Below are 14,318 nucleotides of genomic sequence, written 5' to 3' on the forward strand. Positions count from 1 at the left end.
TGGGGGCATGACCTTTCTGGCTGGCGTTATGCCCCCTTTCATGCCCCCAAATGGTGATAGACGTGGGGGCATGGCGCGGGACAAAGCGGGAACATCAGAAAGTTACAAATACCCCAAAAACCGCTGAAAATCAACGGTTTCGGGACGATTTGGGAGAAAGCTCTGGTGCCGCTTACGTGACTCGAACACGTGACCCCATCATTACGAATGATGTGCTCTACCAACTGAGCTAAAGCGGCACTCTTTCGCGCATAGCCAGCGCGAGGAATGGAGGCCCGAGCCGGAATCGAACCGGCGTGCAAGGATTTGCAGTCCTCTGCGTAACCACTCCGCCATCGGGCCGAGACCGGCTGCTGATCGCATGATGCAACAGACGGGAGCGCGCGCACTAGCGATTCGCCGCGATAAAGGCAATCCAGCAATCGCAGTCGCGACGCGACAATTCGAAAGCCACCTATCCAAAGCGACACCTTACGCAACGTCAGTCTGGACCCGCGCCTCCGACATCGGCAAATGCTTGCTTCATGACCATCGCCAGCCTGCTCGAACCTGTCACCGGGAAGCCCGGCCCCGTCCGCCTCAGCCGAGCCGAGGACTGGATGCAGGGCCGCACTCTGTATGGCGGCGCTTCCGCGCTTGTCGCGTTCACCATGGCGCAGCGCGCCTTCGGCGATTTGCCGCCGCTGCGCGCTGCGCAAATCGGCTTTGTGGCACCTGTGGGCGAAGAAATCGAACTGAGCGCCGAAATCGTGCGGCAAGGCCGAAACGTCACGCAGGTCCGAAGCGAGATCCAATCCGGTGGCAAGACAGCGCTTACGGCATTCTGGCTGTTCGGTGCAGAGCGAGAGGCCAATGCCATACGTCCTGCCGACGAGCCCGAAGACTGGCCCGGACCACCTGCCGACAACGAGCAGGCAATGAAAGGCCAGGGTCCCTCTTTCATCCAGAACAATTTCGAAGTTCGCTTCGGACAGACGAAGGGCGAGGATCACGGAGCAACCATACGGCGCTGGGCGCGGTTGACCGAAGATCATGACCTGGACCCGGTCAGCAAACTCGTACTGATGGGTGATGTGATGCCACCAGGAGCCATGAGGATCATGCAACGACTGGGGCCGATCAGCTCGATCAACTGGTCGTTCAATGTGCTCGACCCGCACTCCCATTCCGAAGGAGGGTGGTATCTGGCAGAAAATGCAAGCCAGCACGCCGATGCGGGTTATTCATCCGAACGGCTAAGGATGTGGGACAGCAAAGGCCGTCAGGTGCTAGACGGCCTGCAATGCGTGGCCGTATTTGGTTGAGCCTTACACGTCCTCGAAGTTCGGCTTGCGCTTTTCCATTCCCGCCATCACCGCTTCTACCTGGTTTCTCGTGCGCATGATGGCATGCTGCTCGATGCTTTCCTCAAGCAGGATCGCATCGGTGTCGCGCTCCCACATACCAGCCTGAAGCCGCTTCGCTGCGCGTATCGCGTGCGGGTTGCGGTTCGCAATCTCGCTCGCGATGATGGTTGCCCGGTCGAGCGGATTTTCGTCGACATGCGTGGCGAGGCCATAGCGTTGCGCTTCCTCGCCAGTAAACTCGCGATTGGTGTAGATCAGCTCACGCAGGACGTCGTCGCGAACGAGGCCGCGCCACAGCACGTATCCGCCCATGTCGGGGACGAGACCCCACTTCAGCTCCATAATCGCCATGCGCGTTTGCGGGTGAACCACACGGATGTCTGCGCCGCTTGCTATCTGGAGTCCGCCGCCGAAGCACACGCCATGAACCGCAGCGATCACCGGAACCTGCAGCTTGCGCCATTGCATCGCGACCTGCTGGAACTTGTTCGAATTTCCGTAGGTGCGTTCGGTAAGCTCCGGTTCGTCCGGCGACGGAGCGCGCGAGAAGCTCGAAATGTCGAGCCCGGCACAAAATGCGGGACCTTCGCCAGACAGCACGACCGCGCGTAGCCCTTTCATGCGTTGCAACACGGTCCCGGCCTCGATGATACGCGCGAACATTTCGGGATCGAGCGCGTTCATCTTGTCGCCGCGGGTCAGGCGGACCTGCGCGACCCCATCTTCGCCGAGTTCAATCGAAACGCGTTCATTGGCAGGCATGGTTGCGACTTGGGCCATCGGTCTATCCCTTTTGGAAATTCGTTCTGGAGCGCCTCCAGAAATGGCGCAGACGCTGCCCCAAGTCCACCCGCTAGAATTATAATGCGGAAGTGATTCTGCTGCGCTTAGGCAACCGGCCCCTTGCCAAACGAAAAGGCGCTGCCACCGTTCGGAGCATTCAGCAGATATCCGCCCTCGGGATGCGTTACGAGGATGTTGGAGAGACCGAAAAGGTCAAGCTTCGCTCTAACGCGCGCTACGTGTACCGCGACACTGTTGGTTTCGGGCTCGAAATTTATCCGCCAGACATCGGCAAGCAGCTGCTGTTTCGTCATACGCTGCCCTGGTTCTTCAGCCAGTCTCCACAAGAGCTCGAATTCGCGCGGGTGCAGTCCAAGCCAGCGGTCTTCTACCCGGCCGTCGCGATGAAAAAGGTCGAGCGTCACATGGCCCGCTTCGCGAAAGCGAGGGATAAGGGCATCGCCGTCCGGAAAGACAGTATAGGCAGCGTTCGAATTCAAAGGTTTCCTCCCGCGCGCATCGAATAGACGGCGCTTTCGGTAATTATCAGGTGGTCGATCAGTTCGATATCGAGCGCGACGGCGATCTCTTTCAGGCGACGCGTCGACACGATGTCCTTGGCCGAGGGCCGACAGTCACCCGAAGGATGATTGTGAGCGATGATCAGCCCGTTCGCCCCGACGGAAAGGGCCTTGGCGAAGAGGTGTCGCATGCGCACCGACAAGGCGGCGCTTCCGCCTTCACCAAGAGTAGCGTCAGCAAGAAAGGCGCGTCGATCGTCGACGAATATCGCGTGAAATCTTTCGCAGCCTTGCGGAGCCGCAAGCACCGTCCGGCGAAGATAGGCGATCATCGCAGAAACCCGCGCCTGCTGCGGATCCAGCGGTTCCTGGCGAGCCTTGTCGAGCACAGTTGTCATGACTGGCTCTTCAGGATGTCAGGCGGCTGCTTTGGCCCGAAAGGATATGGCAAGGGCACACGCCAATCGCGGTACTGGCCGTATCGCTTTTTGCGGCGGATATGCAGCATAAGCCCTACGGCCATGAAGATCAGCTGGAAATAGGACGGACCGATAACCAGGATCGCGTAGGCGAGCGGCGTTATGACATCGACGATACCGCTGACCATGTGGGCGGCGAGCGCGACGACCTGAAACCCAGCCACCCAAAGCGGATAGCTGCGGTTCGCGTTGAGCGCGACAAACATAAATAAGGCGAGTGCGACAAGGTCCAGCCCGACGCGCACGATTGTGCTACCGCCAAACATAAGGGGTGAGTCGGTGAGGATTTCGAACGCCGTCAGTGGAACGGTGAAGATCGCCACGAATACCACAGCCAGAATCTTTTCGGGAGCACCTCCCCAACGCAGCGCAGCGATCAAGAGCACGAAGCTCAAGATACGCTGCGCCTCGACGCGATATTCAATGACAAGATCGAACATCGCCGGGAATCGCCTCAGGCGATCTCTTCGATCTTAGCCGCTGTCTCATCCTCGAAGAATGCGCCTTCGGTTTCGGTGGGAATGTTTTGATCCCCAGCCATCTTCTCGCGCGCGACCTTGCTGAGTTCGTCATGGACCCGCAGCAGGCTGGTGGACATTGCCATGGCCTGGCTTTCAGCCTGGTTGAGGCGCATCAGCGCACGTTGGCCAGTGTGCACCTCGACCCCCGGATTCTGGCGGGCTGCAAGCATCGCCTGGCGCAGGCGGGCAAATGCGATCATCGATTCATCGGCGAGCGCTTCAGCTTCGCGGACCAGTTTTTTGAGATTGTAAGCGTCGGCAGTCATACGGTCAGTCATCGAAAAACTCCTCACCCGCCCCTGCTCAGGAGGAGGGCTTTATGTCTTCCACGGGGACGCGCGCCCTGCCGTCCATTGCCTCGCTGACTGCAACCGCAGCCGTGACCGAAAGAATCACTGCGGCGAGAATGCCGAACGCGATCCCGATGATGGCCGCGAGGCGGAACAAGACAGCGTGTTCGCCGTCGAGCACCCCGGGGACGACCTTCGGTTCGCCTGGCCGAAGCCATGGCGCCTTTTCGATAAGGGGGAGAACGTCGCTCATGACGAGCTCTCCCTGGTCGACCCGGAGCCCATCTAGACCCGCCAAATCGTGATCGGGGACCTGACTTTTACTGTATACAGTTTCGGTTAAGCCCTCTTGAGGAGCTTTAACCCCGGCCTTTTCTCCTGATTTCTCAGCATCCTGCTCCTGTTCTGAATCAGGCAAGGTGGCGCGATATTGCTCGACCAGTTCGCCGAGGCTTTCCGCCTTGAAGATATCCTTAAGGGCCCGGATGTGCTGATTGATCCGGGTTTCGGATACACCGAGTTCCTGCGCGATCACCTTGATCGGCATTCTGCGGTCGATTCGTTCCATCACGGCACGCTGCCTTTCGGTCAGCGGCCGCGCCGCATGCGGCGGCATGGCGCCCTCCATTCAGTCCTTACCCAACACCATTGGTTAATGCATATTATACAACTTTGCTCCCAAAATATCAGGGCAACTGCTTAGTCCCTGAGAAACAAAGCTTAGTACTTCATGCATTCACACCGACCGACGATAGATAACGTTTTATATTGCGCGCAGCCTGTCTCAATCGTTGTTCGTTCTCGACCATCGCGATACGAACAAACCCTTCCCCCTCTTCGCCATATCCCACACCGGGGGCAACAGCGACTTGGGCTTCGGTCAACAATTGTTTAGAAAATTCAAGGCTTCCCATGCTTTCCAGCGCAGGAGGCAGAGGCGCCCAGGCAAACATCGATGCTGGCGGAGCGGGAACTTCCCAACCCGCTCGGCCGAATGCCTCGACCATGACGTCGCGGCGCTTCTGATACAGTTCGCGATTGCTCTCGACGATATCCTGCGGTCCGTTGAGGGCAGCGCAGGCCGCCGCCTGGATCGGAGTGAAAGCGCCGTAGTCCAGATAGGATTTCACACGCGTAAGCGCCGCAATCAGCTTCTTGTTGCCGACCGCAAAACCCATCCGCCATCCGGCCATCGAATAGGTCTTGCTCATGCTGGTGAATTCGACCGCGACATCTTTCGCGCCTTCCACCTCCATGATCGAACGGGTCGGATTCCCGTCGTAATAAAGCTCGGAATAGGCGAGGTCTGACAGCACCCAAACCTCGTTGTCGCGCGCCCATTCGACCAGACGTTCGTAAAAAGCGAGATCGACTGTTTCGGCGGTTGGGTTCGACGGATAGCTCACAACCAGTACACTGGGGCGCGGAACGGTGAAATTCATCGCGCTCTCTAGCGAACGCCAATATTCCTCGTCCGGCGTCGTCGGAACAGAGCGGATTGTCGCGCCAGCAATAATAAAGCCGAATGTGTGGATCGGGTAAGAAGGGTTGGGTGCGAGCACTACGTCACCGGGAGCGGTGATCGCATTGGCAAGGCTTGCCAGACCCTCTTTCGAACCCATCGTGACGACCACTTCGGATTCCGGATCGAGATCGACCCCGAAACGCCGTTCGTAGTAATTGGCCTGCGCGCGGCGCAAACCGGGAATGCCTTTCGACTGGGAATAGCCGTGGGCGTCGGGCTTGCGCGCGACCTCGCACAGCTTGTCTATGACATGCTGGGGTGGCGGCTGGTCAGGATTGCCCATGCCAAGATCAATGATGTCCTGTCCCGCCTGGCGCGCCGCGTGCCGCATCGAGTTGACCTCTGCGATCACATAAGGCGGCAGCCGCTTCATGCGGTAGAATTGTTCGTCCATCGCGATCCCTACCCCGGGGTTCCTCCAAGCCGAGCCGTGGATCCAGTTTCACGGGAGTCAGCGCGTTCAGCTTAAGCGATTAAAGGTCGAAGTGGGAAGCGCAATTCGCTAAACCAGCGTCAAGAAATCGCCAGCCGCCAGGCTCTGCAGCATGTCATTCGCGATTAAGGGATACGGACACACGATGGCTAAGGACGACAGCTCGAACCCTTTTGCAGGCGCCGAACCTTTGCGCGCATTCTTCGACATGCAGGGCGAGGCAATGCGCGAAATGTTCGGTCAGGCGATGCCGGGTGCAGCCATGCCATCTGGCGAAGGCATGGCTGCGGGACTGAAGGCGATGATGCCCGAAGGCCTAGATGCCTCCGACCTCGGTGAATGGGCCAAGGCGAGCGCAGAGCTGCAACAGATGTGGCTCGAATTTGCCGGGCATCAGGCAAAAAATGCCGCCAGGCAGGCGACAGAAGGCAGGAACCTTCTCGATCCAGCGCAATGGCTGCTCATTTCGCAGAGCATGGTGCAGCAACTGCCGGGCGGCGCATTCGATGCGCAGGCCAAGCTCGCGCAGGATTCGCTCGCGTTATGGAAAGGCGTATTCGAGCGGTTTGTCGGAGGCGCCGGCGCGGGTGAGAGCGAACAAGAGAGTGCTCTCCCCTTCAAAGATCGCCGCTTCGCCGATCCGGCCTGGCGCGAGCACCCGGCATTCGCGCTGCTGCACCAGACCTACCTGATGCTCGCGCAATACTTCCGGGAATCGGTCAAATCGATGAAAGGCATCGACAAGGAAAAGCGAAAGCAATTGGAGTTCGCAGTCAGCGCGCTTTCCGAAGCTATGAGCCCCGACAATTTCCTTTTGACCAACCCGGTCGTCCTGAAACGTACGGTTGAGACCAAGGGACAGAACCTGGTGCGAGGGATGCAGCACCTCATTAACGACCTCAAGCGGGGTCAGCTAACCCACACCGATCCCGATGCTTTTACGCTCGGTGAGAACCTTGCGGCTACGCCGGGCAAGGTGGTGCATGAAACACCGATGTACCAACTGGTGCAGTACAGCCCTTCGACCAAGGACGTATACGAAGTTCCGCTGGTGATCTTCCCACCTTGGATCAACCGCTTCTACATCCTCGACCTCACGCCCGAGAAAAGCTTTATCAAATGGGCCGTGGATCAGGGCCTCACCGTCTTCGTGGTCAGTTGGAAGTCGGCCGACGAGACTATGGCCGATGTTGTGTGGGACGATTACATTCGCTCTCAGATCGATGCGATCGACCACGTTCGTGAGCGGTTGAAGGTCCCGCATGTTCACACGATCGGCTATTGCGTGGCCGGGACTACACTAGCCGCGACGCTCGCGATCCTTGCCCGACGAAATGAGGCCGACAAGGTCAAGAGCGCGACCTTCTTCACTGCTCAGGTCGATTTCGAGAAGAGCGGTGAGCTCAAGCATTTTATCGACGACGGGCAGCTCGACATGATCGCCCAGCTTTCGCCCAAGGGCTATCTTGACGGGCGCTATCTCGCCGCGACCTTCAATGCGCTGCGTGGCAAGGACCTGATCTGGAACTACGTCGTCAACAATTACCTGCTGGGCGAGGACTATCCGGCCTTCGACCTGCTGCACTGGAACGGCGACGTCACCAATTTGCCGGCCAAGTGGCACAACGATTACCTGCGCGATCTCTATCGCGACAACAAGCTCGTTGTGCCGGACGCACTTTCTGCCGACGGAACGCCTATCGACCTCACAAAGGTCAGAACGCCAAGCTTCGTTCAAGCGGGGCGAGAGGATCACATCGCGCCTGCCGAAAGCGTTTGGCGGATTACAGAGCACTTTTCTGGTCCGCTGGAGTTTCTTCTTGCCGGCTCCGGACACATAGCAGGCGTGGTCAATCCACCGACCGCCAACAAATACCAATATTGGGTGGGCGACAGCGCTGCGCCCTCGCTCAAGGCATATGTCGAGAGCGCCGAGGAGCATCCTGGCAGCTGGTGGCCACACTGGCTTGAATGGCTGCAACGGCAGGATGACAAGAAAGTCCCCGCGACCAGCAAACGCAAGCCCGGCGGGCGCGGCGACAAGGTGATCGAGGATGCCCCCGGTCGATATGTCAAAACCAGATAGATCAGGATATCATGTAGCTGATGGACATATGCTAGGCCAGATTTCCTAATTATATCAGAGTCTAATCCTGTTTTTGTGCAGTGCACAAAAAATCCTTGACTTCGCACTTGCAATGTCTATTTTGTGCACTGCAACATAAAGCGAGGAACCAATGGCTGAAGCTGAGACTCAACCCAAGATCGATGCTGCCGCACAAAAGGCTTACGAAGAAGCCGCTGCGAAGAAGGCAAGTGCCGAAAAGGTTGCCGAGGCTGTTGAAGCCGACGCTCCTAAACCGGACGTCAAGGTCGCTGCCGTCAAGAAGGCGGTGAAGGCCCCGGCTAAGAAAGCACCTGTCAAAAAGACCGCGGCGAAGAGAGCCCCGGCCAAAAAGGCTCCGGCACGCAAGACCGCCGCCAAAAAGGCTCCGGTCAAGGCTGCCGCGAAGAAGGCTGCACCGAAAAAGACCCCCGCCAAAAAGCCGGTTGCCAAGAAGGCGCCTGCAAAGAAGGCGGCTCCCAAGAACACCAATCCAGTTATCCAACTCAAGGACACCATCATGGCTACTGCGAAGAAGACTGACTTCACCACCACGGCCAAGGAAATGGCTGCAACGGCACAAGAGCGCGTGAAGAGCGCCTACGCATCGGCTGGCGAGTTTGCCGGCGAATTCGGCGAATTCAACAAGGCCAACCTCGACGCTGTCGTTGAAAGCGGCAAGATCTTCTTCAACGGCGCCCAGGAGATGGCCCGCGAGAACGTCGAAACCGGCAAGACCGTCGTCGAAACCGTGACCGAAGACGCCAAGAAGATGGCTTCCGTCAAATCACCGACCGAGCTGTTCCAGCTGCAGGGCGAGCTTGCACGCCGCAACTTCGACGCTCTCGTCGGCTACGGCTCGAAGCGCACCGAAGCATGGGTGAAGCTCTATAACGACGCATTCGCTCCGATTTCGAACCGCGTGAGCGTTGCAGCCGAGAAGATCTCGAAGGCTGCCTAATCAAACACGTTTCTGGACCGGGCCTCTCCTCTCTCTCCCAAATCCCGGTTCATGAAGTGGGCGCATTGCGCCAGGCCGGACAGACCCACGGGTCTGTCCGGCTTTTTGCTATGTGGCCGGCGTCTGTGAGCAACCCGCAAGCGACGCGATGTTAATCTCTCGCGCGCTATCGCATGCACGAATCCTTGCGAACCGGAATACGAATCCCATAATGGAGCCCGATGGCAACGCCCCGCCCCACTCTCGAACGCTTTGACCTGCCTTTCGAACTCCTGCCTCTCGGCGCAGGCGACGATGACGCGGGCAAGGACGACGATGCCGGGACCGAGGGCGAAGTCGGTATCGCGACCAAGACGCGCACCAAACCCAAGAAACCGAGCCAGTACAAAGTTCTGATGCTCAATGACGACTACACCCCGATGGAGTTCGTGGTGATGGTCTTGAAGCGGTTTTTCTCGATGGATCTGGAGCAGGCAACGCGGGTTATGCTGCACGTCCATCAAAAGGGCGTCGGCGTGTGCGGAATATTCCCGTACGAGGTTGCCGAAACCAAGGTGAACCAGGTGATGGACTTCGCGCGGCAAAACCAGCATCCGCTGCAATGCACGCTCGAAAAGGCGTGAGCCGGCGCTTGCAGTGAGGCAGGCGCATCACCCTGAACCCGATCCTCTCGGCCCTGGGCAGGAAAGCGTCTGGGACTACCCCCGCCCGGCGATTTGTGAGCCAACGGATCGCCGTATTCAGATCATTCACCAAAGCGTGCCCCTGGTCGACAGCACCAAAGCCTGGCGGACGCTCGAAACGAGCCATCCGCCGACCTATTACATTCCGCCCATGGACATCGCTATCGAGCATCTCGAGCCGAATGCGCGACGGACGATCTGCGAATGGAAAGGTCAGGCGCGTTATTGGGATGTCGTGATTGGGGACGAGCGGCTGGAGGCGGTCGCGTGGTCTTATCCCGAACCGACGCCAGCCTTTTGCGGGATTCGAGACTACATCGCATTCTACCCCGAGCCGTTTGACCGATGCCTTGTCGATGGCGAGCAGATCACCCCTCAGCCGGGCCAGTTTTACGGCGGCTGGATCAGCCAGTACGAGGCCGGGCCTTTCAAGGGCATTCCCGGCAGCCGGTTCTGGTAGCGACACACGTTCGCGATACGGCACATGACCGCACGCGATTTTCCCGCTAATACCCTTGCAAGAGTTGAACGCGAACGATCCGAAGGCCAGTTAGCAAGACGTGCTGAACTTCCTGCCCATCATCGACCGGTATATCTTCCGGCTCACGATCGTACCGATGCTCGGCGTGTTCGCTCTGGCAGCCTCGCTGCTGCTGCTCGACAAGATGCTGCGGCTGTTCGATTTTGTCGCGGTTGAAGGAGGACCGATCGGCGTCGTGTTCAAGATGCTCGGCATGCTCTTGCCGGAGTATGCCAGCCTCGCAATTCCGCTCGGCCTGCTGCTTGGGGTCTTGCTCGCCTTCCGCAAGCTTGCGACCTCGAGCGAATTGGACACCATGCGAGCCGTGGGCCTTTCCTACTGGCGGCTGCTCAGAGTGCCCTATGCAATCACGGCGGTGCTGATCGCGATCAACATTGCGCTCGTCTTCTACATCCAGCCGTTGAGCAATTACTATTACCAGCAGCTCGAATACGAACTGCGCTCAGGCGCGCTTGGAGCTTCGATCAAGGTGGGCGAATTCACCACCCTCGCAGACCGGATGGCTCTGCGCATCGAAGAAAGCGAGGACGATGGCCGCAACCTGAAAGGCATCTTCGCCCGCGTCGCAAATGAAAAAGGACAAGTCCTGTCCATCAGCGCACGCGAGGGCACTTTCCTCGCCACGACAGATGATCCCAACACTATAATCCTGCGCCTGACCGAAGGGACGATCGTGCAGGACACAGGGAGCGAAACGCCGCGCGTTCTCTCCTTCAGCCGCCACGACCTGCCGATCGACCTGCCCGCGATCGAGGAATTCCGCGAGCGCGGCGATGCCAGCCGTGAATATATCCTGCCAGAACTCCTCAGCATCGGTTGGAGCGAGGATCGGCCCGAGGCCGAACGCGATGCCAGCCAGGCGACCTTCAATTTCCGTCTGGTTGAAGTGGTGATGATGCTCCTGATGCCGCTGCTCGCGGTCAGCCTCGCAATACCCCCAAAAAGATCGACAAGCGCGCTTGGCGTTTTCGTGTCGATCATCATGGTGGTGACCTATCACAAGATAAACCAGTACGGCGAAGATATCGCGACGCTGGGTCAGATCGACCCTATCCTGGCCTTATGGGGCCCCTTCGTGATCTTTGCCGCGCTGATTCTGTGGATGTATTACCGTGTCGCCTACGTGCCCGGGGGACAGGCAATCGGTGCCCTCGAAAACGCATTTGCCAAGATTTCCAAGAAGATCGGCAAGCTGTTCAAGCGCAAGCGACCTCGTACAGCTTTGCCCGAGGATTCCGATCCGCAATTGGCAGCGGCCGAATAGCCGGTCATAGCGCGCACCAATGCAGCTCGACTTCTTCCCCTCGCGCACGTTGACGCTCTACCTCGCGAAGATGTTCGTGGTTCGCATCCTTGCGGTTCTCGTCATGCTGGTGCTCGTGCTGATGGCATTGGACCTGCTTTCAGCAACCGGGCGTATCCTCACACCGGAAGGCAATGGCCAGGCGGAAATCCTGAAGTATGTCGGCCTGCGCATACCGATGCTGATATCACGCTTCCTGCCGTATTCGGTGCTGCTCGCGACGCTCATTACGCTGGTAACGCTCAACCAGAACAGCGAAGTCGTTGCGATGAAGGCTGCGGGGCTTTCGGCGCATCAGGTGCTCGCGCCCCTGTTGCTTACAGCGGCCGTGGTCGCCGTCATCAGCTTTGCCTTTAACGAACGTGTGGTCACCCGAGCGAATGCGACACTCAAAGCGTGGGAGGCTGTCGAATACGGGCCGATCCCCGAAGACTCCGGCATCCGCTCAAACGTGTACCTTTCAGACGGGAACAACATCCTGACCGCCGCTACGCTGGTCGGTAGGGGCGAGAACATCAGGCTCGAAAACGTCACCTGGTACGAGCGCGCGCCGGGCGGAATCATCCGTCAGCAGGTGGAAGCGAAGAGCGCTACCTACGCAGGCCCGGGCTGGCGGCTCGAAAATCCCGAGCGCTTCGACGTCGGCAGCGCGGAAACGCAGAAGCTTGACGAACTCGTCGTCGCTGAAGAACTCACGCCCGAGCAAATCGACCTGCAATCGGTCGATCCCGACGGCCAGTCATTCTGGGAGCTGGCAGAAACCATCGATGCCTTCGAGGCTATCGGCATGCGCACATCGGAATTGCGAGCCAAATGGTGGCACCGCCTGTCGGGCCCGCTTTCGGCATTGCTGATGCCGCTGCTTGGATCGGTTGCAGCATTCGGCCTAGCCCGCTCGGGTCAGTTGTTCGTACGTGCGATCATCGGCATGGCATTGGGCTTTGCCTACTTCGTCGTCGACAACGCCGCACTCGCGATGGGCAGCTTCGGTGGTTACCCGCCGTTCCTCGCCGCTTGGGCACCATTCTTCCTGTTTCTGCTGGTGGGCGAGACTGTGCTTATCCGGACCGAGGAATGAGTGACTGGAAGCTCCGCCTCGCGCGGCTCGAAGATGCAGACGCGATGCCCGCAATCGAGCGCGCGGCCTCCGCACTTTTTAAAACCGACCCGGAACTCGCCGACCTCGATCCCGACGACGTCTGGGAAGCTGACGAACTCCGCCGCCTGATCCGCAAGGGTCACTGCCTTGTCGCACTTGTCGATGGAGAGATGGCGGGCTTTCTCGCTAGCGAGCCCTTCCGCCGCGAGCTTCATATCTGGGAGATGGATGTCGCGCCTCAGTACCAGCGACACGGCATCGGTGCCGGGCTCCTGCGCGGCTGCCAGATCGATGCGCGCAATTCCGGGTTCAAAGCGCTCACGCTCACGACATTTCGCGATCTCCCATGGAACGCACCATTTTATGCACGGCTTGGGTTCGAGGAGGTCACCGCGCTCGATGCTCACCCACGTCTGACGGGCGAACTGGCGAACGAGATCGATAACGGATTGCCTGCCGAACGCCGGTGCGCGATGATCTGCTTTCTGGACTAGCGCCGGATCATGGTCGAGCGAGCGATGCGGCCGACCAGCGGGAACATGCCCTTGTGGTTCGCTCCCTCGTACGTCGAACCTGCACCCAGTTCCTTGATGAGCCGGCGGTGCGCTTCGGGAAGATCGTGGTAGGGCATTGAGGGCATCAGGTGATGCAGCGCATGATAGCGCAGGCCCACCGGTGCCCAGATCTCCGCAATCCGCCCCGGCGGCGGCACGTTGACACTGTCGAGGAATTGCGCGGTCACGGTCATCGGTTCGCCTTCATTCTCCCAAAGGTGGGCGACAAGGGTACGCAACTGGTTGAGCACCGCCGTGACCGAGAAGATTGCAAGCGCGATCAGTACCGGACGCCAACCAAACGCAAGCGGGCTGAGCAGGACGGCAATAGCCCAAAGGCTGGCGAGGCTTTCCTGCCACAGCACACGCTTGCGAAAATCTCCGGTCGGCAGTTTGCGACGAAAATCCGGGTTGATCGAAAGCGAGCTGAAACGTTGCCACACGAGGTTTCGTAGCGGCGGGAAGATCGCTCCCAGCGGCACAAGAATGCCGAAGCGGATGATCAATGCGACAGGTGCAAGCAATGCGACAAGCACGAATGCCGGGAGACTCCACGGCTTCATCAACGCCAACGGGAGATACTCCGGATCCTCGATCGTGCCGTACTGCGTGCGTTTGTGATGGATGACGTGCACGCCCTCGTACATGAAGCTTGGCGTCAGCATCGGGATGCCGACCAGGAGGTTCCAGGCGAGCCGGAAACCGGGCAGCGCATCCTTCTTGATATGGGTCAGCTCATGGATGAACATCAGCGCACGATAGAGAGCGAGCGAAGCGATTATGCCTGCCATGACCGCGACGAGGGTGTTTTCCGCGAGGATCGCAGCCGCAATGCCGGCATAGCCGATCCCCGCCGAGATGAGCATGTCGGGCCAGTAAATGCTGCCCTTTGCCTCGCCCAGATCGCGCACCAGGTCACGCGCGGCGCGCAGCATGTTTTTGTCATCCTCGGTCTGGAAGTCGGCGCGCACGGCGCGGCGCCCCGTAGTCGCGGGACTTGTCGCTGCATCGGCAGTCAAGGGGGGTTGCTGGATGTTCATTGGCAAATCTCGTATCGGCCCTTACCGCAAAACCGGCAGAGAGCCCAAACTGGATGTGTTGGCAAGAGTGATCGTCCGGGTTGCTTGTAATGGTCGATAGGGGGCAGGGTCGCTTTGATCTCAAACAATACAGGA

The 14,318-nt window shown here is 59.1% G+C and carries 16 protein-coding genes and 2 tRNA genes; 8 read left to right on the forward strand and 10 right to left on the reverse strand.

What is annotated here, in order from left to right; all coding sequences use genetic code 11:
• Positions 1–163 precede the first annotated feature (163 nt).
• Together FIU90_RS14985 and FIU90_RS14990 are read right to left on the reverse strand one after the other, a co-directional pair.
• A tRNA-Thr gene (locus FIU90_RS14985) sits at positions 164–239 on the reverse strand.
• 29 nt (positions 240–268) lie between these two features.
• Positions 269–342: transfer RNA gene (locus FIU90_RS14990), tRNA-Cys, on the reverse strand.
• A 182-nt stretch (positions 343–524) separates the two neighbouring features.
• Between FIU90_RS14990 and FIU90_RS14995 the strand changes: the two genes are divergently transcribed.
• Positions 525–1,304 carry an acyl-CoA thioesterase II gene (locus FIU90_RS14995; RefSeq protein ID WP_152435509.1) on the forward strand — a complete coding sequence of 260 codons (780 nt, stop codon included), beginning with the start codon at positions 525–527 and terminating at the stop codon, positions 1,302–1,304.
• 3 nt (positions 1,305–1,307) lie between these two features.
• On the opposite strand, the gene FIU90_RS15000 is transcribed toward FIU90_RS14995, so the two are convergent.
• The 7 genes from FIU90_RS15000 to FIU90_RS15030 all read right to left on the reverse strand — a co-directional run bounded on the left by FIU90_RS15000 (position 1,308) and on the right by FIU90_RS15030 (position 5,859).
• On the reverse strand, positions 1,308–2,126 hold the full coding sequence (locus FIU90_RS15000; RefSeq protein ID WP_152435510.1) for a crotonase/enoyl-CoA hydratase family protein: 819 nt from the start codon (positions 2,124–2,126) through the stop codon (positions 1,308–1,310).
• A gap of 107 nt (positions 2,127–2,233) precedes the next feature.
• Entirely contained in the window at positions 2,234–2,629 is a 396-nt protein-coding gene (locus FIU90_RS15005; RefSeq protein WP_234029553.1) for a winged helix-turn-helix domain-containing protein, read from the reverse strand.
• Positions 2,626–3,048 carry a JAB domain-containing protein gene (locus FIU90_RS15010; protein ID WP_152435511.1) on the reverse strand — a complete coding sequence of 141 codons (423 nt, stop codon included), beginning with the start codon at positions 3,046–3,048 and terminating at the stop codon, positions 2,626–2,628. The genes FIU90_RS15005 and FIU90_RS15010 overlap by 4 nt, the downstream gene beginning before the upstream one ends.
• On the reverse strand, positions 3,045–3,569 hold the full coding sequence (locus tag FIU90_RS15015; protein ID WP_152435512.1) for a hypothetical protein: 525 nt from the start codon (positions 3,567–3,569) through the stop codon (positions 3,045–3,047). Before FIU90_RS15015 ends, FIU90_RS15010 begins: the two co-directional genes overlap by 4 nt.
• A gap of 14 nt (positions 3,570–3,583) precedes the next feature.
• On the reverse strand, positions 3,584–3,928 hold the full coding sequence (locus FIU90_RS15020; protein WP_234029554.1) for a hypothetical protein: 345 nt from the start codon (positions 3,926–3,928) through the stop codon (positions 3,584–3,586).
• Positions 3,929–3,953: 25 nt separating this feature from the next.
• The gene (locus FIU90_RS15025; RefSeq protein ID WP_152435513.1) at positions 3,954–4,556 is read right to left on the reverse strand and encodes a LuxR C-terminal-related transcriptional regulator; all 603 of its coding nucleotides are present in this window, start codon (positions 4,554–4,556) and stop codon (positions 3,954–3,956) included.
• Positions 4,557–4,668: 112 nt separating this feature from the next.
• Positions 4,669–5,859, reverse strand: a complete 1,191-nt coding sequence (locus FIU90_RS15030; protein ID WP_152435514.1) for an LL-diaminopimelate aminotransferase — start codon at positions 5,857–5,859, stop codon at positions 4,669–4,671.
• A gap of 151 nt (positions 5,860–6,010) precedes the next feature.
• On the opposite strand from FIU90_RS15030, the gene FIU90_RS15035 reads away from it, so the two are divergent.
• The 7 genes from FIU90_RS15035 to FIU90_RS15065 all read left to right on the forward strand — a co-directional run bounded on the left by FIU90_RS15035 (position 6,011) and on the right by FIU90_RS15065 (position 13,083).
• Entirely contained in the window at positions 6,011–7,984 is a 1,974-nt protein-coding gene (locus FIU90_RS15035) for an alpha/beta hydrolase (protein ID WP_234029555.1), read from the forward strand.
• 151 nt (positions 7,985–8,135) lie between these two features.
• Positions 8,136–8,963 carry a phasin family protein gene (locus FIU90_RS15040; protein WP_152435515.1) on the forward strand — a complete coding sequence of 276 codons (828 nt, stop codon included), beginning with the start codon at positions 8,136–8,138 and terminating at the stop codon, positions 8,961–8,963.
• Between the two features lie 221 nt (positions 8,964–9,184).
• A complete protein-coding gene (gene clpS, locus FIU90_RS15045) occupies positions 9,185–9,586 on the forward strand; it encodes an ATP-dependent Clp protease adapter ClpS (protein ID WP_234029556.1) in 402 nt (133 codons plus the stop codon).
• A 13-nt stretch (positions 9,587–9,599) separates the two neighbouring features.
• Positions 9,600–10,106, forward strand: a complete 507-nt coding sequence (locus FIU90_RS15050; RefSeq protein ID WP_152435516.1) for a DUF427 domain-containing protein — start codon at positions 9,600–9,602, stop codon at positions 10,104–10,106.
• A gap of 103 nt (positions 10,107–10,209) precedes the next feature.
• On the forward strand, positions 10,210–11,451 hold the full coding sequence (gene lptF / locus FIU90_RS15055) for an LPS export ABC transporter permease LptF (protein ID WP_370515212.1): 1,242 nt from the start codon (positions 10,210–10,212) through the stop codon (positions 11,449–11,451).
• 19 nt (positions 11,452–11,470) lie between these two features.
• Positions 11,471–12,568, forward strand: coding sequence for an LPS export ABC transporter permease LptG (lptG, locus tag FIU90_RS15060; RefSeq protein ID WP_152435518.1), 1,098 nt, complete (start codon positions 11,471–11,473; stop codon positions 12,566–12,568).
• Positions 12,565–13,083 carry a GNAT family N-acetyltransferase gene (locus tag FIU90_RS15065; protein ID WP_152435519.1) on the forward strand — a complete coding sequence of 173 codons (519 nt, stop codon included), beginning with the start codon at positions 12,565–12,567 and terminating at the stop codon, positions 13,081–13,083. Before lptG ends, FIU90_RS15065 begins: the two co-directional genes overlap by 4 nt.
• Here the strand turns inward: FIU90_RS15065 and FIU90_RS15070 are convergent.
• Positions 13,080–14,183 (reverse strand): fatty acid desaturase, encoded by a 1,104-nt coding sequence (locus FIU90_RS15070; RefSeq protein ID WP_152435520.1) that lies wholly within the window; start codon positions 14,181–14,183, stop codon positions 13,080–13,082. The two genes, FIU90_RS15065 and FIU90_RS15070, sit on opposite strands and share 4 nt — an antisense overlap.
• Positions 14,184–14,318 lie beyond the last annotated feature (135 nt).

The organism is Erythrobacter sp. THAF29 (assembly GCF_009363635.1).
In the GTDB taxonomy this organism is placed as follows: Bacteria; Pseudomonadota; Alphaproteobacteria; order Sphingomonadales; family Sphingomonadaceae; genus Erythrobacter.